General features: G+C 70.4%; 16 protein-coding genes and 1 pseudogene. 11 read left to right on the forward strand and 6 right to left on the reverse strand.

The features are described from left to right. Window positions 1-198: 198 nt before the first annotated feature. Window positions 199-1,059: a polysaccharide deacetylase family protein gene (locus AC5WRT_RS26775; protein WP_496093738.1), complete on the reverse strand. Its 861-nt coding sequence runs from the start codon at window positions 1,057-1,059 to the stop codon at window positions 199-201. Between the two features lie 419 nt (window positions 1,060-1,478). Between AC5WRT_RS26775 and AC5WRT_RS26780 the strand changes: the two genes are divergently transcribed. The 4 genes from AC5WRT_RS26780 (at window position 1,479) to AC5WRT_RS26795 (ending at window position 9,514) form a co-directional block, all read left to right on the forward strand. Beyond that, on the forward strand, window positions 1,479-5,651 hold the full coding sequence (locus AC5WRT_RS26780; RefSeq protein ID WP_496093737.1) for a beta-galactosidase: 4,173 nt from the start codon (window positions 1,479-1,481) through the stop codon (window positions 5,649-5,651). 409 nt (window positions 5,652-6,060) lie between these two features. Continuing rightward, window positions 6,061-6,969 carry an NAD-dependent protein deacetylase gene (locus AC5WRT_RS26785; protein WP_496093736.1) on the forward strand — a complete coding sequence of 303 codons (909 nt, stop codon included), beginning with the start codon at window positions 6,061-6,063 and terminating at the stop codon, window positions 6,967-6,969. A gap of 371 nt (window positions 6,970-7,340) precedes the next feature. After that, window positions 7,341-7,871, forward strand: coding sequence for a DUF488 domain-containing protein (locus tag AC5WRT_RS26790; RefSeq protein ID WP_496093735.1), 531 nt, complete (start codon window positions 7,341-7,343; stop codon window positions 7,869-7,871). Window positions 7,872-8,668: 797 nt separating this feature from the next. After that, window positions 8,669-9,514, forward strand: a complete 846-nt coding sequence (locus tag AC5WRT_RS26795; protein WP_496093734.1) for a DUF1206 domain-containing protein — start codon at window positions 8,669-8,671, stop codon at window positions 9,512-9,514. Between the two features lie 402 nt (window positions 9,515-9,916). Here AC5WRT_RS26795 and AC5WRT_RS26800 read toward each other — a convergent pair whose 3' ends face one another. Then, the gene (locus tag AC5WRT_RS26800; protein ID WP_496093733.1) at window positions 9,917-10,948 is read right to left on the reverse strand and encodes a medium chain dehydrogenase/reductase family protein; all 1,032 of its coding nucleotides are present in this window, start codon (window positions 10,946-10,948) and stop codon (window positions 9,917-9,919) included. A 147-nt stretch (window positions 10,949-11,095) separates the two neighbouring features. On the opposite strand from AC5WRT_RS26800, the gene AC5WRT_RS26805 reads away from it, so the two are divergent. The 4 genes from AC5WRT_RS26805 to AC5WRT_RS26820 all read left to right on the forward strand — a co-directional run bounded on the left by AC5WRT_RS26805 (window position 11,096) and on the right by AC5WRT_RS26820 (window position 15,400). Continuing rightward, window positions 11,096-11,749, forward strand: a complete 654-nt coding sequence (locus AC5WRT_RS26805; RefSeq protein ID WP_496093732.1) for a TetR/AcrR family transcriptional regulator — start codon at window positions 11,096-11,098, stop codon at window positions 11,747-11,749. 1,341 nt (window positions 11,750-13,090) lie between these two features. Next, window positions 13,091-13,447, forward strand: a complete 357-nt coding sequence (locus AC5WRT_RS26810) for a PRC-barrel domain-containing protein (protein WP_496093731.1) — start codon at window positions 13,091-13,093, stop codon at window positions 13,445-13,447. Between the two features lie 25 nt (window positions 13,448-13,472). After that, a complete protein-coding gene (locus AC5WRT_RS26815; RefSeq protein ID WP_496093730.1) occupies window positions 13,473-13,640 on the forward strand; it encodes a hypothetical protein in 168 nt (55 codons plus the stop codon). A 1,484-nt stretch (window positions 13,641-15,124) separates the two neighbouring features. Beyond that, the gene (locus tag AC5WRT_RS26820) at window positions 15,125-15,400 is read left to right on the forward strand and encodes a hypothetical protein (protein WP_496093729.1); all 276 of its coding nucleotides are present in this window, start codon (window positions 15,125-15,127) and stop codon (window positions 15,398-15,400) included. A gap of 131 nt (window positions 15,401-15,531) precedes the next feature. Here the strand turns inward: AC5WRT_RS26820 and AC5WRT_RS26825 are convergent, their stop codons facing one another. The 4 genes and pseudogenes from AC5WRT_RS26825 to AC5WRT_RS26840 form a co-directional block, all read right to left on the reverse strand. After that, window positions 15,532-16,011 carry a hypothetical protein gene (locus tag AC5WRT_RS26825; protein WP_496093728.1) on the reverse strand — a complete coding sequence of 160 codons (480 nt, stop codon included), beginning with the start codon at window positions 16,009-16,011 and terminating at the stop codon, window positions 15,532-15,534. A gap of 402 nt (window positions 16,012-16,413) precedes the next feature. Next, the gene (locus AC5WRT_RS26830; RefSeq protein WP_496093727.1) at window positions 16,414-16,758 is read right to left on the reverse strand and encodes a MerR family transcriptional regulator; all 345 of its coding nucleotides are present in this window, start codon (window positions 16,756-16,758) and stop codon (window positions 16,414-16,416) included. 524 nt (window positions 16,759-17,282) lie between these two features. Then, entirely contained in the window at window positions 17,283-17,498 is a 216-nt protein-coding gene (locus tag AC5WRT_RS26835; RefSeq protein WP_496093794.1) for a hypothetical protein, read from the reverse strand. A 31-nt stretch (window positions 17,499-17,529) separates the two neighbouring features. After that, a pseudogene (locus AC5WRT_RS26840) lies at window positions 17,530-17,870 on the reverse strand (PHP domain-containing protein); the annotation flags it as partial. 714 nt (window positions 17,871-18,584) lie between these two features. On the opposite strand from AC5WRT_RS26840, the gene AC5WRT_RS26845 reads away from it, so the two are divergent. From AC5WRT_RS26845 to AC5WRT_RS26855, 3 genes are all read left to right on the forward strand, one after another. After that, complete coding sequence (locus tag AC5WRT_RS26845; protein ID WP_496093726.1) at window positions 18,585-19,286, forward strand: glycerophosphodiester phosphodiesterase; 702 nt, start codon at window positions 18,585-18,587, stop codon at window positions 19,284-19,286. 358 nt (window positions 19,287-19,644) lie between these two features. After that, window positions 19,645-20,415, forward strand: coding sequence for a hypothetical protein (locus AC5WRT_RS26850; protein WP_496093725.1), 771 nt, complete (start codon window positions 19,645-19,647; stop codon window positions 20,413-20,415). 1,385 nt (window positions 20,416-21,800) lie between these two features. Continuing rightward, window positions 21,801-23,417, forward strand: a complete 1,617-nt coding sequence (locus tag AC5WRT_RS26855) for an SDR family oxidoreductase (protein ID WP_496100668.1) — start codon at window positions 21,801-21,803, stop codon at window positions 23,415-23,417. Window positions 23,418-23,421 lie beyond the last annotated feature (4 nt).

Consider the following 23,421-nt stretch of genomic DNA (forward strand, 5'->3'; position numbering starts at 1 on the left):
CTGCTGCGTCACGCGGAAGAGATGGGCGGCGGCGACCTGCCGCTGCTACCGATCAGCGCCAGTGGGACGCCCGAAGTCGAAGCGGCCACCCGCGAACCCGGCTTCCCCACCCGCCCACGAGGCACAGGCTGCCGCGCACCGTCACCACCTTCGTCCCCGTGTTCCTCGCCCTGGTCGTGCCCGGAGGAACGCGGGTGTTCAGTGTGTGGTCGGCGGCTGGATGTAGTCCTCAAGGCGAGCCACGGCGAAACCCTGCTCCTGGATACGCCTGAGCAGATTCGCGAACATGTCCGTCATGGTGGCGCCCTTGAGCTCCGCAGGCCCGCGGAAGTGCGCGAGGATGATGTCGCCGGGCCGCAGCCTCTTGCTCGGCACCTGGTACTGCAGATTGCGTATCTGCATGGACTCGCGCCACCAGACGATCGCTCGGGGCCCGCACTCCCCCACCGCGATCTTGGTGTTGTTGTTGTACGCCCCGTAGGGCGGCCGGAAGAGGAGCGGCGCCGTGCCGTACTGCTGGGTGAGGATCTTCTGGTCGCCGCACACCTCTTGCTTCTGACGGGCCAGCGAAATGGTGTTCATCGCGGGATGGTGCAGGGTGTGGTTCTGGATGTGGTCGCCCATCGCCTGCAGTGCCTTGAAGTACCCGTAATCCGGCTTGACGGCGTCGTTCATCAGGAACATCGTGATCGGGACCTTCAGGTCCCGCATCATCTCGATGAACTTGGGGTCCTTTTCCAGCCCGTCGTCGACGGTGATGAAGACGACCTTCTGGGATGTCGGTACGTGCGTGAAGACCGGAACCGGGCCGGTCGCGGACAGCTTGATGGGTTTGTCCGCCGGCGGCTCGGGAGCCGCCGGCAGCGGCGTCAGGCCCCACTTGTGCCAGGCGGCAGGAACAGCCGGGACGTGTGAGGCGGCCCCGGGCGTTGCGCCGGCGGAGGCTGACGCCGGGCCGGCTGCCCCGCCACCGCTCGTGCCGCAGCCGGCGACGGACAGGGCCAGGATCACGCCGGCCAGCGGAGCGTAGAACCTGCTGCCTGCGTTACGTCGCCTCACCGCACCGGTCTCCCCGTCCAAAACTGATCTTGCATCTCGCAGGGAAGGTAGCCGTGGCATGAAAGGCGAAGTTCAGCGGCGGGTAAGAACGCGGCCAGGACTGGGTACGTTTCCCGTCCACGGCTCTTGATCCCGGACGTCGTGGTCACGCGGAGGCGCCGCCCCACGCTCCGCAGGGAACTGGCACCCCGTCACCTACGTCACGATCCGCGCCGTGTTCCCCTGCCCGGCTCCGTCGCGTCCGAAGGCGTGCACCCTGACGGACAGCCGGCGGGCGCCCAGGACTCACGGTTTGGGAGCGGCCCCTGACGCTTCGATTGTTTCGTCCCGCCCCATTGTGTTGAGCCTTGTGCCCCCTTACTGTTCGACTTTGCCTGAGTCTGTTTGGTGCTGATTGTTCAGTCCCTATGGAGGCCGCTGTGCGGAGTAATCGGATCGGCCCAGAGGTGGAAAGACCCGGTCGCCCTCGCCGGCGGAGGGCGCTCCTCGCGACAGCCGCGACGATCGCCCTGGTCGCAGGGGTGACCGCGCCCGCTGCGGCCAAGGACGCCGGGGCGCGGGCATCCGCCGCCGCGCCGGCCGCCAGTCCGCGGACGCACACGGTCACTCTCGACGGCTACTCGTTCCTCGTCGACGGCAAGCGCACGTACCTGTGGTCCGGCGAGTTCCACTACTTCCGGCTCCCCAGTCCGGACCTGTGGCGCGACATCTTCCAGAAGATGAAGGCCGCCGGGTTCAACGCCACCTCTTTGTACTTCGACTGGGGGTACCACTCGCCGAAGCCGGGCGTGTACGACTTCAGCGGGGTGCGCGATGTCGACAAGCTGCTCGACATGGCTCAGAAGGCCGGACTCTACGTGATCGCGCGCCCGGCGCCGTACATCAACGCGGAGGTCGACAGCGGCGGCCTGCCCGGCTGGCTCACCACCAAGGGCGGGCACAACCGCAGTGACGACCCGCAGTTCCTGACGTACGCGGACGAGTGGCTGACCCGGATCGACCGCGTCATCGCCCGCCATCAGCTGACCAACGGCACCGGGTCGGTCATCGCCTACCAGGTCGAGAACGAGTACTACAACGGCTCTGCCGCCGGCCGCTCCTACATGAAGCACCTGGAGGACAAGGCCCGCGCCGACGGCATCACCGTACCGCTGACCGGCAACAACAACGGCACCTTCAACTCCGGTACCGGCGCCCTGGACGTCGACGGACCGGACTCCTACCCGCAGGGCTTCAACTGCTCGAACCCCTCGAAGTGGAACGGTGTGCCCGACATCGGCTACGACCACCCGGACGGCAGGCCGCTGTACTCGCCGGAGTTCCAGGGCGGCGCCTTCGACCCCTGGGGCGGGCCGGGCTACGACAAGTGCGCCGAGCTCATCAACGACCGGTTCGCCGACGTGTTCTACAAGCAGAACATCGCCGTCGGCGCCACAGCGCAGAGCTTCTACATGACCTACGGCGGCACCAACTGGGGCTGGCTGGGCATGCCGGAGAACTACACCTCCTACGACTACGGGGCCGCGATCCGCGAGAACCGCCAGCTCGACCCGAAGTACTACGAGGACAAGCTGATCGGGTACTTCACGCAGTCGGTCGCCCCACTGACCAAGACCGAGGCGATCAGGGCCACGCCGCCGGACGACTCCTCGGTCGTCGACACCGCCCGGATGAACCCCGACACCAGAACGCAGTTCCACGTCCTGCGGCACGGCAACTCCACGTCCACGGCGGTCGACCGGACCCACATCTCACTCGACTTCGACGCCCAGCCGTCCGCGGACACCACCTACACCTGGGACGACCCCGACTCCGCGCTGCAGTACGCGGGTTCGTGGTCGCACGTGGCCGACCAGAGCTACACCGGCGGCGACTACAAGCACACCGAGTCGTTCTCCAACAAGGCCGGCGACGCGGTGACCGTCCCCTTCGACGGCACCGCGGTCCGCTGGATCGGCTCGAAGACCGACAACCACGGCTACGCCGACGTCTACCTCGACGGCACCAAGGCGGCGACGGTCGACGACTCCGGCGGCGAGAACCAAGCGGTGATCTTCCAGAAGACCGGCCTGACGCCCGGGGCGCACACTCTGAAGATCGTCGTCAAGGGGAACCACAGCTCGGGGTCCACGGACGACTACGTGTCCATCGACGCCATCGACGTTCCGACGGCCGCGACAGCGACGCCGACCTACCCGGTCGTGCCGCAGCAGCCCGGGACCGCGATCACGCTCGACGGGCGCGACTCGCATGTCATCGTGGCCGACTACCGGCTCGGCGACTCGCAGTTGCAGTACTCGACGTCGGAGATCATGACCCGGGCGACCGTCGGCCACCGGGATGTCGCCGTGCTCTACGGCGACTCGGGCAGCGACGGCGAGAGCGTGCTGCGCTACTCCTCCAGACCCACCGTGACCAGCAGCGGCGGCGCGGTGACGACCACGTGGGACGCGGCCACCGGTGACCTTCGGCTGAACTACACGCACAAGGACTTGATCCGCATCGGCATCACCGGCGGCGGATCACGCCCGCTGCTGCTGCTCGTCGGCGACAAGCCGACGGCTCGGACCTTCTGGCGTCAGGACACGGCGACCGGCCCGGTACTCGTGCGCGGCACCCACCTGCTGCGGACGGCGACCAGCCTGGACGGCGGCCACACCGTGGCACTCACCGGTGACAACGCCGATGACAAGAACATCGAGGTGTTCACCTCCGCCGACCACGTCACGTGGAACGGCACGCCATTGGCCACCCAGGCCACCGACACGGGGAGCCTCACCGGGAAGATCCCCGTGGCCGCCCCGGTACACCTGCCGGCGCTGACGAACTGGAAGCATGCCGAGGGGTCCCCCGAAGCGGCCCCCGGTTTCGACGACTCCAGCTGGCAGGTGGCCGACAGGACGACCACCAACAGCGTCTCCGGCGCCAACTCGCTGCCGATCCTCTACGCGGACGACTACGGGTTCCACACCGGCAACACGTGGTACCGGGGCCGCTTCCGCGCCACCGGCAAAGAGAGAGGCATCCACCTGGTCTCGGACTCCGGAGGCAAGGCGCAGGCGTTCTCGGCCTGGCTCAACGGCACATTCCTGGGCAGCTCCACGACGGGCGGCGCCGACTTCACGTTCCCCGCCGGTTCGGTGACGTCCGACGGGGACAACGTCCTCTCCGTGCTCACCGTGAACATGGGGCACGAGGAGGACTACAACTCGACCAACGGCAACAAGACCGCGCGCGGCCTGACCAGTGCCTCCCTCGTAGGGGCGCCGCTGACCACCGTCACGTGGCGGCTGCAGGGCGTACGCGGGGGCGAGGACCCGCAGGACACGGTGCGCGGCCCGCTCTCGACGGGCGGCCTCTACGGCGAACGAGCCGGCTGGTCCCTGCCGGGCTACCCGGACGGCACCTGGAACCGGGTGTCCCTGCCGGCGACCGACACCCGCCCCGGGGTCTCCTGGTACCGCACCGGCGTCAACCTGGACCTGCCGCACGGCCAGGACACCTCGCTCGGGCTGACCTTCACCGACGACCCGTCACGCAAGTACCGTGCCACGCTCTTCGTGAACGGCTGGCAGGTCGGCAACTACGTCAACTACCTCGGCCCGCAGCACACCTTCCCGGTCCCCAACGGCATCCTGGATCCGAACGGCCGGAACACCATCGCCATCGCCGTGTGGAACCTGGACGGCAGCACCGGCGGGCTCGGCAGGGTCTCGCTGACCGACTACGGCAGCTATGCCTCGTCCCTGCACGTCGCGCAGAACGACAGCCCACGCTACGACCACAAGAAGTACGCCATGCCGAAGCGTCCGGGAGCGGATCTCACTCTGGACGTGCCGAACACCGCACAGTCAGGAAAGACCTTCACGGCCGAGGCGACGGTGCGGGTGCCGAAGGACCGACCGTCCGCATCCCTGCTGACGGCCTCGCTCTCCGCGCCCGACGGCTGGAGCACGAGTGCCACGGGCCCGACGTCGGTCAAGCGCCTGCAACCGGGCGCATCGGCCACCTTCACCTGGGTGGTCCATCCGCCTGCCGGGACGCTGCCGTCCGCCTCCGCACTCGCCGCCACGGTGCACTACGTGCAGAACGGACAGCAGTCCGCCGAGGGTGACGAGCGCATCGTCGGCGGGATCCCACCGGCTCCGCCGGCCGGGAAAAGCGCTGTGAGCGACCTACCGTTCCTGTCGTCCACCAACGGGTGGGGTCCGGTGGAGCGCGACACCAGTGTCGGCGAGCAGGCCGCCGGGGACGGGCGCCCGATCAGCATCGCCGGCGTCGGTTACACCAAGGGCCTCGGCACCAACTCGGTCAGCGACGTCGAGTTGTACCTCGCCGGACAGTGCTCGCGGTTGACGGCGGACGTCGGTGTCGACGACGAGACAGGTGGCGCCGGAACGGTGACCTTCTCCGTGATCGCCGACGGCAGGACCTTGGTGACCACGCCGACGATCCGTGGCAAACAGGCCGCGCTGCCGATCGACGTGGACGTCAGCGGCGCCCAGGTGGTCGACCTCGAGGTCGGTGACGCCGGCGACGGTAACGGCAACGACCACGGCGACTGGGCGATGCCAACACTGACGTGCGGTTAGGGTTTCGTCTGGATCAGGTCGAACAGGCCGCGGCGCCCGGTGCGGTGCGTCGCGAGGCGGAGGATCACCTGCGTACCGGCCGTACTCGGGTGGTCAGGCCACGCGGCGAGGTGCCGTGCCGGGCGCCGCGGACCCGGGCTGATCCGAACGAAACCCCCGGACGACGTCGGTGAAGCGGTCGAGGCCGGGCGACCGGCAGCACCCCGGTCTCCGCGTGGAGGCGGCACAGCACGCCGGTGGAGGAGGGGTGGGGCAGCCGGCCCGTCCAGCAGCCCGCCGACCCGCGCGGCGTAGCGCCGCCCCGGCGCGGGGCCGACCGGTGGAGGTCGGCCGGGTGGTCGGCCCGGTACGGTGCGTCATCCGCCGGACGTACGGCGACTGGATTCCGCCTGTTCCGTACCCTGGGCGCATGCGCATGCGCCCCACCTTGAGCTGGACCCCTACGGAGGCTCTGCCGCCGGCCACCACGGACCTGGAGCCGGTCGCCGATGTGCTGAGCACCGGTGGTGTCCTGGTCCTCAGTGGGGCGGGCATCTCCACGGAGTCGGGCATCCCCGACTACCGGGGCGAGGGCGGGAGCCTGGGCCGGCACACCCCGATGACGTACCAGGACTTCACCGCAAGCGCTCAGGCCCGGCGCCGGTACTGGGCGCGCAGCCACCTCGGCTGGCGCACCTTCGGCCGTGCCCGCCCGAACGCCGGGCACCGGGCGGTGGCCGCGTTCGGGGGGCGGGGGCTGCTCTCGGGGCTGATCACCCAGAACGTCGACGGTCTGCACCAGGCCGCCGGCAGTCAGGGTGTCGTGGAGCTCCACGGAGGCCTGGACCGGGTCGTATGCCTCCGTTGCGGCGACTTCAGCCCCCGCCGTGAACTCGCCCGGCGGCTGGAGGAGGCCAATGCGGGCTTCGAACCGGTGGCCGCCGGGATCAACCCGGACGGTGACGCCGACCTCACCGACGAACAGGTCGGGAACTTCCGTGTGGTGCCCTGCACGATCTGTGGCGGCGTCCTCAAACCGGACGTGGTCTTCTTCGGCGAAGCCGTTCCGCCCGAGCGGGTCGAGCACTGCCGCAAGCTCGTCCGTGAAGCGGCGTCGCTGCTGGTCCTGGGTTCCTCACTGACGGTGATGTCCGGGCTCCGGTTCGTCCGCCAGGCGGCCCAGGCCGGCAAGCCGGTGGTGATCGTCAACCGGGACCCGACCCGGGGAGACCGGCATGCCCTCACTCGAGTCGCGCTCCCCCTCGGAACGGCCCTCACGACCGTGGCCGGCCGACTCGGCGTCACTGTCGACCAAGCGGCCAAGAACACCCGACGTTGAACATGAACCGTCGCGGGACCGTCGAGGCTCCGATCGACCACGGGGCGACGGCTTCCTCCACCAGGAGCTGCCGCGGGGGAAGAGTCGCGTGCAGGGCCTCCGGTCTTTCCTGCACCGCCTTGGAAAGTCAGCAGCCCGTCGACCTCGACGAGGTCGGCTCGTCGTGCGTGCGCTGGGGTGGCGACCGGGCTCCGTTCCAGGTCGGCGGGTTCTCGTCCAGGCAGACGAGCGTCTCGCTTGCGGCCAGTGGGCCGAGGCCGCACCGCGACAGCGCCGAACAGGAGCGACATGACCGACCACATCGCCGGGCACAAAAATGGTGCGGTGACGAAACTGTGGAGCAAGGGGCCTGACCTGGACGAGGCAGCAGGATGACGAACCGCGTCTGTACCGTGGGGCATTCGACGCGCGACTTCGACGAGATGCTGGACATGCTGCGGAACAACGGGATCACCTGTCTGGTGGACGTCCGTTCCTTCCCGTCGTCGCGGAACTTCCCGCAGTGGAACCAGGCTGCGATCATCGACGCGCTGCCTCCCGACATCGCATACCGGTGGGTTCCGAGGCTCGGCGGCCGACGGCACACTCCCAAGGGCGTACCGAGCGAGAACGGCGCCTGGCGGGTCAAGGCCTTCCGCGACTACGCCGACTACATGGCCGGTGACGAGTTCGCGCAGGGCCTTGACGAGCTGCTCGAGCTGGCGGAGCGGGAACGGCCCGCGATCATGTGCAGCGAAGCGGTTCCCTGGCGCTGCCATCGCAGGCTGATCACCGATGCGTTGATCGCCGCCGGTGTGGAGGTCGTGCACATCATGTCGCCCACGACAGCGAAGCCCGCGGTCCTGGACAAGCACGCGCGAGTCCGGCACGGGCACCTGACCTACCCACCCGACCCCGCGTAGCCCCATCGACCACCTGGGTTGAAGTCCTGGTCGCTGACGCGTCCGTCCGGGACTCGTGTGATCGCCTCGGTCAGGCGGAGGGCCGCATGGTCGGTGCCGGGGCAGCAGCCGTCGGTGGGACACCCTCGGCCGGTCCTCTCCCCAGATCGGTCACCATCACCCCGTCAGGCCCTGTCGTCCCCGGCCCGGCCTCCCTCGGATCCCCAGGCGGCCGGGTCAGCCCATCGTCCTCGCACGCCCGGCGTCCCGGCTCCGTCTTGTCCAGCTCCCAGAAGTGCCGGCAGTCATCGCATCGGTACTCCGGCTTCCCCGCCCCGATCGTCAGCACGGCCCCGTGCGGGCATCCGCTGCCGTCACCACGGCCCGCACACTCCTGCACCCACGTATCCCCCATGCGTTGACCGTGCGGCCTGCGGGCCGGGTCCGTGGAGAGGGCGTGCAGGGCGCACCGGCGCTCGCCTCCGGCACCACGCCCCAGCACCCGTCCGGAGCCCCAGCAGCTGTCCTGCGCAGGCCGGCGACCGTGTGGCGCGAGCACGGTTCGGCGACATCCCACGGCTGGACCGCTCTGACGACTTTGACGACGTATGGACACCTGATCAGCAGAGCGGAGTCGGGCCGGAGACAACCTGGACGAACGCCGATGCCTGGCGCACCCGGGTGGGACGGGCCGAGCCCGCACGTGACCGAGGTGTCCGCCGAGTCCCCTTCACAGCCTCACCACCGGCCGAACGTGGACGGCAGCGCGGCCGGCGAGCCCGAGGTGTCGGGCTGGAAACCCGGGGCATCGGCGAGGTATGGATGCACAGTCATGGGCGCTCATGGGACGGGGGCGGGCCCGTCGCGCGGCGGACAGTCCTGCGATGGCCGTGGCGGCCCGGGCCGGCTTCGCCGCGCGCGGACTGATCTACCTCCTCGTGGGCGTGATCGCCCTGAAGATCGCCATGGGCCACGACAGCGGCGCGCGACAGGCCGACCGCGGCGGTGCCCTTGAGGAACTGGCCGGAGAGCCCTTCGGGGCGGTGTTGCTGTGGTTCGTAGGGGCCGCGCTCGCCGGCATGGCGCTGTGGCGGCTCTCGGAAGCGGTGTTCGGCGGCGCGGGGGCGAAGGGTGCCGAACCGTCCGAGCGGGCGGCGGCGGCTGGCCGTTGTCTCTTCTACGTCCTCGCGTCCTTCTCCGTGCTGTCCTTCGCGGCCGGGGACCGGGGCAGCGGAAGCGGCTCCTCCGACCGGCGCACACACGATGTCACCGCCGTGGTGTTGCGCTGGCCGGCCGGGCAGTGGCTCGCGGGAGTCGCCGGTGCGGCCGTGGTGGTCGCCGGCCTGTGGATCTCGGTGCGGGCGATGAGGCGCAGGTTCCGCGACGATCTGCGGACGGCCGCGATGTCGCAGCGGGCCCGGCGGACGACCGACCTCTTCGGTGTGGTCGGTGGAGTGGCGCGCGGTGTCGTCTTCGCCGTGGCCGGCGGGTTCACCGTCGTCGCGGCCGTCCGCCATCAGCCCGGCAGGGCGAAGGGTATGGACGACACGCTGCGTTCCTTCCGCGATCTCCCGGCCGGCCCGTGGCTGCTCGGCCTGATCGCACTCGGTCTGACCGCGTTCGGTGTCTTCTCCTGGTGCTGCGCGCGCTGGCGCAGGCTCTGACCGCCGTCGTTCGGCGCGTCGGCTCGGGCCGGTCAGACCGGTTCGGCAGGTCTCCCCTCGCAGTCCCGGAGTCCGGGCAGGGGCGCGTGCCCGGGCGCGGTGAAGCCGCTGCGAAGCGCCGGACGGAGGCACAATGGGACGATCCGCCGGAGAACTCCGCGTCTCAGCGCGCGCTGAGACGGATCCCGGCTTGCCGGGGTGACCGGTTGGGCTGGGCGGGGCGGCAACCGCCGGAGTGGCGAGGACTGTCGCGGTGACGAGGACGTCGGTGAGCGTGCGCCGGACGTGCTCGAGTCTGGGCATGACGGGGTTCGCCCGAACGTCGTCGCGTCGTGACGGCACGGAGGGCGGGGGGACGACGCCGGCGAAGTCCGACGTGTTCGCCGGCTTCCGTGCGGATCGTCAGGCGCGCAGGACGACCTTTCCGGCGACGGTGCCGGACTCGGCCAGCCGCAGCGCCTCGGCGACCCGGGCGAGTGGGAACTCTGCGGCGATCTGGGCGGTGATCTCGCCGCGCCGCAGCGCTTCGAACACCTCGGTGAGGTCGGCGCGCAGCCGGGCCCGGAAGCGGCTGCGACTGAGGGCCCGTCCGGCCCAGACGTTGAAGAAGTACGCGCGACGGCGGTTGGGCAGTGTGTTCCACACCCATACACGGCCGAGCAGCTTGAGCACGGGCCACTGTGTGGAGCCCTGGGCGTCGCGGGTGGAGGCACTGCCGTAGGAGACGAGGGTGCCGCCGGTGGCGAGCAGGCTCCAGGAGTCGACGACGCTGCGGCCACCGACGTGGTCGAAGACGGCGTCCACACCGCACGGGGCCATCTGGCGGACGCGCGCGGGGATGTTCTCCGTGCGGTAGTCGATCGGGCTCACCCCTCGTTCCCGCAGGGCGGCGTGGTGCCGCGCGGAAGCGGTGCCGATCACCTTCGCCCCGGCGGCCTGGGCGAGTTGAACCAGGACCGAGCCGACTCCCCCGTTGGCGCCGTGCACCAGGACGGTCTGTCCGGCGCGGATGCGGGCCTTGCGGTGCAGCATCTGCCACGCCGTGATGCCGTTGATCACCACGGTCTCCGCCTCCGCCGCGCCGATCCCGTCCGGAACCGGCACCAGGTCGGCGGCGTCGACGACCACGTGGCTGGCCCAGCCGCCGACCTTGAGCAGCGCGGCCACCCGGGTGCCGACGAGTCCCCCGGCGACGCCGGCCCCGGCCGCCACAACGGTGCCGACCATGTCGTAACCGGGCACGAACGGGAAGGGCGGCTGGTCGTAGTAGCGGCCACGGCGCATCTGCTGTTCGGCGAAGGAGACACCGGTCGCCTCCATGCGGACGACGACGTGACCCGGGCCGGCGGTCGGGACGGTCCCCTGCCGCATCTCCAGACCCTCCGGCTCGACCTTGCCCGGCAGAACGACCTCGATCATTTCTCCCACGTTCATGACGACCTCCGTTCGATCCTCCGTCAGTTATTGGCTGACGCGTTCGTTAGAGGTTATAACTCACCAACAACGTGACGGTCAAGAACCTTCGTTATAGGCTCTAACGCGGCGGATGCGACCAGGTACGGGGGAAGAAGGGATGAGCACGTGACCGTTGCGGGCAAGGAGACACCACGCGAGCGCTACCGGGCCCAGCTACGGGCCGAGATCAAGCAGCGCGCCTGGGAGCAGATCGCCACCGCCGGGGCGCCAGGGCTGTCCCTGAACGCCATCGCCAAGCAGATGGGCATGAGCGGCCCCGCGCTCTACCGGTACTTCGCCAGTCGCGACGAGCTGATCACCGAGCTGATCCGGGACGCCTACCGCAGTCTCGCCGACAGCGTCCGCGGCGCTGCCGCCTCGGGCGCGGACCTTGCCGGCCTGGGACGCGCACTTCGCACCTGGGCACTGGACGACCCGCAGCGCTACTTCCTCGTCTTCGGCACGCCGGTCCCCGGCTACCACGCACCCGACGACGTCACCGTGACCGCGTCCGAGATCATGACAGCTCTCCTCGACGCCGCCCGGTCGAGCGGTGCCGACACCGGCACCCCGGACCACGCCCGCCTCGAAGCCCACCTGGCCGAGCACCGGCAGTGGGCGGCCGGCCATCCCGCACCCCCGGCTGCCCTGCGTCGCGCCCTGCTCTTCTGGACCCGCCTGCACGGCATCCTCTCCCTTGAGCTGGCAGGCCATTTCACCGGCATGGGGCTCGACCCGGCCGAGCTGTACGAAAGCGAGATGCGACACCTGATCCGGTAGGCGGAGGGGACCGGCGGCCCCGAGACCGCGGTTCCGCCGTGCACGTCGTGCCTGGCTGCACGACGCCACCGCGCCCGGGGTGCACGCCGGGCAACCGTCTCCGGCATCGGCCGGACGTGCCTGAGCCGACAGTGGTTCCCGCCGACGCGGGGATCACCGGGCATGAACCATGGGTGGTGAACGCCCGGCACGGCAACAGGGCGGCCGGGCGCCTCCGCATGACCCTGCTGGTCGGCGTTCCGACTGCCGTGGGCCCGGTCTGACGATTCAGAGACACCTCGTTGGATCGCAAGCCTGCGACGGGCCTTCGGTTCTCCGACGGCCCGACGCCACCTGAGGCAGGTCGGCCTCGTCGAGGTCGGCGGCCCCGGAACGAACTGCCGAAAGATCTCCGACTCACGTCACTGGCGGCTCTGCCCGTGCGGGTGGTCCTGTCCTGGCGGGACTGCGCCATGGTGGTGGGCCGAGGCTCTTGCGACCTGCTTGAGTCCCGAGGCGGTGGCGGGGTCCCCCACTTTGGCGGGCTCCTCGTGCACGTGACCCTCGGCATGCTCGAGGTGGAAGTGGGAAGGGGCCAGCCTGTCGCCGGCTCCGTGGGGATGGTGCACGGCGCCGGTGCGTCCGGCGGAAGCGGGTTCGGCCGTCCCGGGTGCCGTACGGCGCGGCGCCGTTCTACCGAGAGCGTCCGCCGGTGTCGGCACGTGCCTTCCGTGGCCTGGACGCGGCTGGGTCAGCCAGGCGACGGCCGCGCCGGCAAGAGCGACCGGCCATTCCACCACCCCGGTCACACCAAGCACTGCGGCTCCGGTGTACACCGCCATGCGTCGACCTCGGGGAGAGACGGCTCCGATCCGGTCCAGAGCGCCATCGGCGACGTGGCCGACCTGCTCGGCCCCGGGCAAGCGGCGGAGCCCTGAGGCGACGACTCGCAACGGCTGAGTAAGGTCCGACCGGCTCGTCCTGTCCTGGTTCATATCGAATTTCCTCCTCCAGGTTGAAGGGGACGCATTCCGGTTCCCCCATGCCGGGCGGCATATGCACTACGCGGCGGTTGCGCTTTCCTCCGGGGCACTCTGCGATCCTGCCGACGCGGCACGGTGCGCGCGGGCCCATTTTCATGCCGTACGGCGCTGGGATTTCGGTGCCGCGCCACGGGATGCGGCGTACCTTCTCTGCTTTTCCCGGTAGCCGACGCCGGCGCCGGTGACCGGCCGCAATGCCTCTGTGAGCGCATCGCCGGCGTCTGAGAGAACCGTTCCGAAAGCGGTCGCAGTGCCGCACTGCCGCTCGGAGAGACATTGCCGCGCGACCAGGGGGTACTCGCGAGTGCGGAGGTTTATCATGTTCGAGGCAAGCGACATCCGTGAATGGCGTGGCCATGACGTGCTCGATCCCGGTCGCCACAAAATCGGGTCCCTAGAGGCGGTGTACGTGGACACCGCTACAGACAAGCCGATCTTTGCCACGGTCATGACCGGCTTGCCCACTCGCCGTCGACTGGTGTTCGTGCCACTCACGGCAGCGACCGTCGGCCCCGGGTACGTGAAGGTCGCCTACGACAAGGGCGTGGTCAAGAAGGCCCCCGCGATAGACACGGACGGTGAACTCCCGGCCTCGGCCGAGTCAGGTGTCTTCGCCCACTACTCGCTCGATTACGCCCCGGGTGCGGGCGGCGAACGCCGCCTGGCCCGCCGCTGAGCCACCGAGGTCACCGGGAGATTCGATGATCCTTTTTCTGCTTCTGATCATCGCAGCCCTCGTACTGGGCATCATCGGATTCGCCGCACACGGCCTGTTCTATCTGCTGATCATCGGGGCCGTCGTCCTGCTTGCCGACCTGATTTTCGGCGCAATCCTCTTTCGGCACCGGGGTCACCGGATCGCACGCTGAATGTGCCGGATCCACAAACGCTGCGAGAGGGGTGGTCCCTTCTCAAGGGGCCTGTTGCCCCGGCCATTGGCCGTATCCTCCTGTCCTGGAGCCGAAGCGCCGCCTGGCGCCTCGGCTGCCGGTGGGCCGGCGGGGGGCGGCTGGTACGGGAACCTGCCGCAGCGCGTCGTGCCGGACGACAGGGCCGTCGTGGTGGCGGACGGACAGATCTCGTTCGACGCGGCCCGGTCCCGGGCGGCGTCATCGCCGCCGCGGCACGGCCGGCGGAGGAGTGTCCGGCGTCGTTCATCGCGCGGGATGTGCCGACCGGGTCGTCCGGTGATGTGTGGTCGCGGCCGGACGAGTGCAGGCGGCAGGCTCTGCGCGACGTGCTTGGCCGGGCTGCCCTCGCCGTCGGGGATTCAGCCGACACAGGTGACGGACGACCAGGAGGTGGCCCGGGCCCCTGCGACCCGCTCCAGGGCGGGCGGGGAGGGCGCGGTCGCCGAGCACGCGAAGTCGCCGTACGGCGGGCCGTTCGCGGGGTCGTGAAGACCAGGAAAGCGGAGGCGGTGGACGGTGACGTCGTCGGATTCACGGGTCCTCCGCCGCGGCCGAGGACACCGGCGGTCCGGCTGCCCGGCGGACGTACGGCCCTGGGGGTCTCACGGCGGAGGTCCCGGCGGGAGCCACCTCGCCACGCAGTGCCGGCGATGACCCCGGCCCGGCCGACGTTCGAGGCCGGCCTGCGAGGTGTCCGGCTTTCCGGTCGGCCAGGGACCTGCCGGTGCCCTTGAACGGCGGGCGGCGTGCCGGCGACCGGCACAAGCCGGCGGATGATGCCGTACCACTGTGTGGCCGGTGGCCGGTCGTTGGGAGGGGTGCCCCTGTCGTTCGGGGCGTCTTCTTGGACCTCTGACACCTGGTTGGCTCACTGTCTCACACCTTGGCCACGCCCGGAATGCCGGTTGTGCGAGCTCTCGGTACGTTCATCGCAGGTCGGTCGTCCGGCCAACGCAGCTAAGAAAGAGAGAGTGCCCATGCCCTCGCGTGCTTTCGTGGTCGGTGCCGGAATAGGCGCGACCGTCCTTGCAGCCGCCGGCATCACCTATGCCTCGCCCGTCGAGTCCACCCCAGCCTCGCCGCCCCTCCATCGGGCAGCCCAGCCACCGCACCACCCCGCCCTGCCGGCCCACCACGCCACCCAGCCCTTGCAACTCGCCGCATTCGCAGCCTCTGTCTCTTCTGCCACGGTTCCTTCGGGCGCCAAGGCCGGTGATGGAGGCGGAAACTGGGGCGGCGACGGCGGCCGCGGTGGTGGCCGCGACGGCGGAGGCCGCGACGGCGGAGGCCGCGACGGCGGAGGCCGCGACGGCGGAGGCCGCGACGGCGGTGGCCGCTACGGTGACCGCGACGGCGGTGGACGTCACCGCGGTGGTGGACGCGGTCACGGCCGCTGGGGAGGCGGAAGAATCTTCATCAACGAACGTTCGTACCCCGCCTTCGTGGAGGGGTGCATCACCGCGGCCAGCGGACTGGGCGCGCACAGCTTCAACGTCCTCAACGAAAGCAGGAGGACCGTCGAGGTCTTCCGGGGCTTCAATTGCGACGGTGGCCCTCCGATCGCCACCGTGGGACCCCGCAGCGAGAGCTTCGGCGTGGTGCCCCACGGCCACGGCGACGAGGGCGGGGGGTTCGGCTTCGACGGCCATGACGGATTCGGTCGCCACGGCGTCGTGGGCAGCTTCCGGGTGGTCTGCGACCACGGCGAGTGGTGGTGACGGCACCCGTTGCCGCACGAGAGCCCCCGGACCGCCCGGCGGATTCCGGGGGCTCTCCGCCGCACCGCTGACAGCAGCGGAACGCCGCGCCGAGCAGTACGAAGCGCCTTGTTGAGCGGGGTTGGTGACGGTCACTCGATGTCCAGGGGCCCGATGCCCAGGTCCTCACGCATGAGGCGACGCATCTCAGCCATGGCCGTGCGCCGCCGCGCTATCAGGGGCGCCGCCTCGACGGAATCGACTGCCACCCCCCGGGCGTAGGCGTCACGGATCGCCCGCAGGCTGTGGAACGCCTCGTTCCCCGCGGCCACAACCTGCCGCGGACCCACCAGCCACAGGCGCTCACTTGCCGTGTAGATGCCCGTGCCACGAACGGCTTCCCGCACAGCCGCATCACGCGCCGACTCGGACATGTGATCACCCAAGGCGACCGCTCGCATCTCCTCACCCGCGGTTTTGAGCGCAGAGACGAACTCCGTGTACACGCCGCGTCGGACTTCCAGCGCGTGTCTGGCCTCCTCCCGTTTCCACCGGTTGCGATCGGCGATCAGAGTGGCAGCGATACCGATGACGGCACCGGCCAGCGTAGAGAGCAAGGGCATCCAGTCCATGCGCCGAGCTTGTCCGACCCACCGCGTCGGCACCAGTGGCTCCGCCCGCGACGGGCGGCTGTGCCGCGGGACCGGCCGGACCCGCGGCCCGCGCGCCGGAAGCGGACTCCTCGCGGCCTCGCAAGGGCGTCTTGCCGTGGAGCCGTTGCCGTGCCGGACGCGGACGCGGGGCGGGCTGTGCGCGTCCGACAGACGCTCCGGCCGTCGCCCCGGTCGCCGACCGGGCTGCCGTGCTGCCCCGGCACCGGGTCCGCCGCCGCTGCCGTCGCCGAGCGAAGGCTTCCGGCGCCGTCACGGTCAAGAGACGCCCGGCGTGCGGAACTCCGGAGAGCTGGGCTCACGGGGTGGCCGCCGCGGTCCCGGCACACGCCGGCAGCCGGTGATTCTCGGGCCGGCGTCCTGTCAGGCCGATGTCTTCGCCTGCGACTCGCCGCTCTGCGTGCGCAGTTGTTCGTTGATGCGCCTGGCTTCTTCCAGCTGGTCCTCGAGGATGACGATGCGGCAGGCGGCCTCTATCGGAGTGCCCTGGTCGACGAGTTCGCGGGCACGGGCAGCGACGCGCAGCTGATAGCGCGAGTAGCGACGGTGTCCCCCTTCGGAGCGCAGGGGCGTGATCAGGCGGTGTTCGCCCAGGGCGCGGAGAAAGGCGGGAGTGGTGCCGAGCATCTCGGCGGCCCGGCCCATGGTGTAGGCGGGATAGTCCTCGTCGTCGAGATTGTCGACGGCGCGGGAACTGCCAAGGGGCATGGACCTCTTCTTTCAGCGGACGCGTCGGGGGCCCGGGTGCCGTACCGGCACCCGGGCCCCGAGCTTTCAACACCATCTACCGGCGCACGGCGCCGGTCTTCTGTGTCCGCAGGTTCCGCCTGGGAGGGCGGGACTGCGGGGATCGCGGATGCGTGACCGGGGACCACCTTCCAATCCGGGGTCTGCGGTACCCGGGCGGCCTGCTTCCTCGCCCGGGCGATCCTGATGGCGTCTCGCTCCTTACCTTCGGTTACTCGGTTGTACTGCTGGATACCGCGGGTAGTGCTCACGGTCCCGTGGGGCCGTGTCCTGCTTGACTGCCGGCACGGCTGCGCGTGTCTGCCGTGCCCATTTCGACTTCCTGGGTACAACGAAAACGTTAGCCCCGGGACGAGCCAATGTCTACCGTCGCCATGACAGGTTTTCTTCATGATTGATACAGGGACTTCTGACCGCAGGTACGCCTGGGAGAGTGCCCGCAACGGGCCCGCCGAGGCGGTGAGCCCTCGTCGGGACCCAGCGCGTCAACCGCGCGCGGCCGTCGTCGCCTTCAGGAAGACCGGGTTGGTCAGTGCGGCCATGGGGCCGAAGAGCAGCGCGTCCCCCGTCGTGTTGCCCTGTCCCGGACTGCCGTCCGCCATCGGGTGCCGGACCTCGGCGCGTACGTAGGCCGCGAGGGAGGCGGTCGTGCGCCACACCAGCGTGCCGGAGCCGGAGGCGTCCACCGACTCCTGGTGCACCTGGCCCTCGTCGGTGATGAAGCGGACCGTCGGTGTTGTGGTCGGTGGAGACGATGAAGTCGAGTCCGGCGGCCCGGGCGCCGGACGCGACCTCGCTCGGCAGGCGCCTGCCGTCGGAGTAGACGGTGTGCAGGTGGCAGTCGCCGCGGTACCGGTCCCGGCCGCGCCCCTTGGCCCGCAGCGGCGGGGCGCCGTTCACGTCACCTGGACCCGGTAGTTCAGGCCCTGCGGCGCCACCTGGTACGGGCCGAGAACGACGTGCCACGTACCGGGGTTGACCGGCCCGGGCAGGTAACCCGGCGTGGCGTCGCTGTTGCTGATCTCGAACGAGGTGCGCAATCCGCCGGACCAACCGCGAAGGCCACGGCCGCCGCAAGGTCGGGGACAGGTGCACCATGAATGCGCCCGAAGCGTTCCAGACCCTGATCCGGTTTGGTGGACGGCGAATGATCCCGGCCCGAAGGGTGTGCGGCACGTGGGTATCAGCCTGCCGCTGCGGAGCCGACCCGCGTCGTCCTGCCGAACGTCCCCTGGGGGAGGCGTTCTTGGACGGCATCGCCGCCGAGTCGTCGACGGTGTGCGCATGGGCGCGCAGCCGCTGCCCCTGTGAGCACCTCGAGGTGAAAGTGCCGACGATCGCCACCCGTTGGGGACCACGACCGGCGCGGTCGCTCGTAGCGGTCGACGAGTTCGTCGTATCCCGTGGCCATGGGCCCGATGGCGCCTGCGGGGTTGTTCCCGCTCGGCCGCGTGGCGCTCGCGGTGGTCCCAGGCGCTGTGTCACGTTCCCGTGTTCGCCGTCACGTCGTACAGCGGTGGCGGAGGCGTACGGCCGATGGAACGGCCGAGCGATCGCTGGATCCCCTCGCTGCCGCGATGGGTGCTGCCGTCAACGCGATCGCGGTCAGGCGGGCGCGCTGCCGTCCTTGCTCCGGGGCGCACTCCGGCACGGTGCAGGTGGGCAGAGGGCGCGGCCGGACGGGCCCGTTAGGCTTGGGAGCTCCGACGGGCCGTCGCCCGCCGCCCTGCCGGGGTACGGCGTTCGTGCTGCTGCCCCAACCCCTCGTACCCAAGGACGGCAACCGAGTGTCTTTCTTCACCATCGGCCACCGCGGTGTCATGGCCGCCGAGCCGGAGAACACCCTGCGCTCCTTCCTGCGGGCCGAACGCGAGGGCCTGGACGGCATCGAGCTGGACCTGCACCTGAGCAGGGACGGCGAACTGGTCGTCATGCACGACGAGACCCTGGATCGCACGACGAACGGCTCCGGGCCCATCGCCCGACAGGAGTTGCGGCAGCTCAAGAAGCTCGATGCCGGCCTCGGCGAGCGGATCCCCACGTTCGCGGAGGTACTGGACGCCGTCGGGCCGAACCTGCCGATCCAGGCGGAGATCAAGGACGTGGCAGCCGCCCGGTCGCTGGCCAAAGTGCTCGCCGACCGCGACCTGCTGGACCGGGTCTCGGTGCTGTCGTTCCACGACGTGGCCCTGATCGAGATCCACCAATTGCTGCCACAGGCCCGCACCGTTCTGGTGGCAGGCCCCAGCGCGCACCGCGACACCTTCGTCGGCCGCGCCCAGAAGGTGGGTGCCACCCTGGTCAGCGTGGAACTGCGCCAGCTGAACCGGGCCATCGTGGAGAAGTGCCGCACCGCCGGCATCGACGTGATGGCCTGGACCGTCAACGACGGGCGGGACCTGGCGCTGGCCCGGGCGCTCGGCCTGGTGGGCTGCGTCACCGACCAGCCCGGCACGAAGCGGTTGGTCGAGGCCACGGCCGGATCCTGAGGAGTTCGGGACCGTCCGGCCGGCGACGACGCCGCCCGCAGCTCCTCGATTCTGCTCTTCCGCCGGAGGTGGTTTGCGGTGCCGGTCCCGGCCTCCGACCGGTACGGGCCGATCCCCTCGACAGGCTTCTCCCCCGTGCGGGGCGGCACGGCGACACCACTGCGGGGCCGCGCCGTTCGACCCGTGCCGTCGGGGACCGCGCAGGCGGTCCATGGGACTGCTGCGGTTGAGTGACAGGGACTACCACCCACGAGTGTGTTCAGGATGCGGCGAGTTGATCTCTCGTAGCTTCTTGTGAGATTCCGATACGTCCGCGCAGCAGGCAGTCGCCTGTGTCCGGCCTCATGGAGGTCATCGATTGAATCTGCGTCCCTGGGTTGCAGCGCCGCTGGCGGGTGCGGCGATCGCCCTGGTGTCTCCGTCGGTGGGCGTCGCTGCGCAGGCGTCCGCACACGCGGCCGGCTCCCGGTGGCTGCGTGACGGCGACGGTGACCACGGCGACGGTGACCACGACCACCACAGTCCCTGGCGCGACTGCTACAGCCAGCGCCGTGTCGTACTCATCGACTCGGGTCTGAGGGCGATTCTGACGAATGGCCGGCACGGGCCCGAGGCTGTGGTCCTCCAAGGGACTTCGGCCTCCTCGCCCTCGGCGCCGGCGGCCCCGTGGGACAGCTTCAGCGTCTCGACGTATCTGGACGTGAACAATGCCATCGAGAGCATCGACCAGTACGAGTTTGAGATCACTGACTTCTTCCGGGTGCATCCGCTCTTCGTGGTGAAGGCCTTCGACCGCCACGAGCGAGACTTTCCCTTCCCGGCCAGCCACTGCGACAACGACGAGGACGACGGTGACCGCGGGGGCGGCGCTCGTCCGCATGGTGGCACAACCGCCGACGGGAGCGAATCGCCCGGCTCTCCGTCGCCCCGGAAGGGGAACGGACAGGGTGAGCAGGGGACTCCTACGCCCGGGGGTACCGTTCCCCCTGTCCCGGGTGACAGCACGGCTGCCGGCTGGAGCGGCGGTCTTCTGAGCGCGAAGCACATCATGATCGCGGCGGGCGGTTTGCTGATCGTCCTGGGCATGCTGGCCAGGGCTTGGCTTCGCCGGCGTCGTTCTGCCAGGTGACGTCCGGGCGGATGAACCACCAGCACCTTTGGTCCCTGACTTCACGGAGGCCGGCCCCCGGGAAGGCGGCCGGGCCGGCGACGCCGGACGGTGCCGCATCCGTACAGCTCCGTCCGGCGGGCCAGGCGGCCGTGCGGCAGGCGAAGAGGTGGTCCCGTAGTTCTTGTGCGGCTTGTACAGGACTCGCCGTGTAGTCCGCCCGCCTGCCAGGGTCCGGTACCGGTCGGACGACCCCGGTACGGGAGTCGGGAAGAGAGCCGAGGGGGTCTTCCTCCCTCGGCGGCGCCTGCTGTCCGACCGTCACCGGCCGGCGCGCGGCGCCGCTGTGACCGGTCGCCGGACGTCTCTCGGCGGGGCTGGTCCGGGGGAACCGCTGCTTGCGGTGGGGGCCGACGTGTCCGAGGGGACTCGATGTGGCCGTGGGGGTGGGCCTGCGTGAGCGGTGGGGCCTGGCTAAGCGGCTGCGTGTGGCCGTGGAACCGGTGCTTCCGGCGGAGGCCGACGTGTCCGAGGCACTGGACGTGTCCGAGGCGCTGGGCGTGTCCGAGGCGCTGGGCGTGTCCGAGGGCCGGGGATCGTGCGGACACACCCAGTCAGGGCTTTTGAATCCGTAGCTCAGACCCCACTCTCTGTCGCAGCCGCCCCAGTACGTTGCCACCCAGCCGCAGTAGGGGCCGCCGTAGCTGTAGCAGGGGAGCGCAGATCCCGGCGGTCCCGGATGCGCGAAGGGTGGCCGGAGCGATGCGGCCCTGCTCCGCGAGACGCTGGGGGCGCCGACCATGCTGACCTGCGTCGTACCGGAACTCCGGGGCATCCGGTCCGCGAAGAACAGGGGCAGGCCGACGGCCGAGGCGGAAGCCGCCACAGTTGCAGCCGCGAGAGCGCAGCGAATCAGGCGCATGGCTGTTCCTCTCGGCTCTGTGGTCCGTGGCAGGTCCGGGCCCAACCCTGTGCACGGGCGCCGCCGCTGTGAGCGCTGGAGCTGAACGTATGGTCTGGAGATCGCCACGACAACCAGCGAACCGCCGGTCAGGCAGCCTTGCTCCGGTTTTTTCACTCGAAGGGTCTCGCCTCGATCCGCTGCCGTAGGAGACCGACTGCGTGCTTCGCACCGTTCCTGCTCGGCTCCGGACAGAACCGGTGCCTCCGGTACACGTCGCCACACGGCACCGGCGCAGGCCAATGGGCGCGGTTCGCTTCCACGGCGAGGAGGCAATTCCCGCCGCCTCGACGGGCGCGACCGCCGCCGCAGACTCGTGGGACACCGCGCGTCACCCGATCGGCCCGCGCCGGAGCGCATCCGTGAGCACGGTCAGCACCGTAGAAAGCAGTGCCAGGTGCCGCGACGGCGGCCGGCGACGAGCGCGTCCACGGCGGGAGCGACCATGAGTGACGACACCACACCGACGCCTGGGCGCCCGGCGGACGACGGCCTGATGTGCCTGGTGACCGGTGCCACGGGCTACATCGGCGGCCGGTTGGTACCGGAACTGCTCGACGCCGGACATCGGGTGCGCTGTCTGGCCCGCACCCCGGGCAAGCTGCGCGACCATCCCTGGGCCGGACGGGTGGAGATCGTCCGGGGCGACGTCACCGACGCCGCGTCGGTGGCGCGCGCCATGAACGGCGTGGACGTGGCCTACTACCTGGTGCACGCCCTGGGTACCGGGCACGGGTTCGAGGACACCGACCGGGAGGCGGCCCGTATCTTCGGCGAGCAGGCCCGCCGGGCCGGCGTCGGCCGGCTCGTCTACCTGGGTGGCCTGACACCGCGGTCGGTCCCCGAGCGGGAGCTGTCGCCCCACCTGCGCTCCCGCGCCGAGGTCGGCCGCATCCTGCTCGCCTCCGGCGTACCGACGGCCGTGCTCCGCGCCGCCGTGATCATCGGCTCCGGCTCCGCAAGCTTCGAGATGCTGCGCTACCTCACCGAGCGGCTGCCGGTGATGATCACCCCGCGCTGGGTGCGCACCCGGATCCAGCCCATCGCCGTGCGTGACGTGCTCCGCTTCCTGACCGGCTGCGCCCGCCTGCCCCGCGAGGTGAACCGCACCTTCGACATCGGCGGCCCGGACGTGCTGACGTACCTCGACATGATGCGCCGCTACGCCGCCGTGGCCGGCCTGCCCCGACGGCTGATCCTGCCCGTCCCCGTCCTCACCCCCGGCCTGTCCAGCCACTGGGTGGGCCTGGTGACCCCGGTCCCCGCCTCCATCGCCCGGCCCCTGACCGAGTCGCTGCGGCACGAGGTGGTGTGCCGCGAGAACGACATCGAACGATACGTGCCGAGCCCCCCAGGGCATCCGCTCGGCTTCGACGGCGCCGTCCTGCTGGCCCTGCAGCGCATCCGTGACGCCCAGGTGACCACCCGCTGGTCGTCGGCGTCCGTACCCGGCGCGCCCAGCGACCCGCTGCCCACCGACCCGCACTGGGCGGGCGGCAGTCTCTACACCGACGTACGGGAACGCGACGCCCATGTCGCACGGGAGGCACTGTGGGAGGTCATCGAGGGCATCGGCGGGGAGAACGGCTGGTATTCCTTCCCCCTGGCCTGGGCGGTGCGCGGCTGGCTGGACCGGCTCGTCGGCGGCGTGGGCCTGCGCAGGGGCCGCCGTGACGCGCGGCGTCTCAGGGTCGGCGACTCCCTGGACTTCTGGCGGGTCGAGGAGATCGAACACGGCCGGCTGCTGCGGCTGCGCGCCGAGATGCGGCTGCCCGGCCTGGCCTGGCTGGAGATGAGTGTGGACGGTGACGACGGCGGACCCGTCCGTTACCGGCAGCGGGCGCTGTTCCACCCCCGTGGACTGCTAGGACACCTGTACTGGTGGAGCGTCTCGCCCTTCCACGCGGTCGTCTTCGGCGGCATGGCACGTAACATCGTCCGTACCGCGGAACGTGCGGCATCGTCCGGGCGCGGGCGCGGCGGAAGTGCATCCGCCGACGCGGCAGCGGCCGAAGAGCCAGGAGAACGCAGCGTTTCCCGACGCTCCCCCGGAAGAAGCTGACGCC

Source organism: Streptomyces sp. NTD91 (assembly GCF_059510455.1).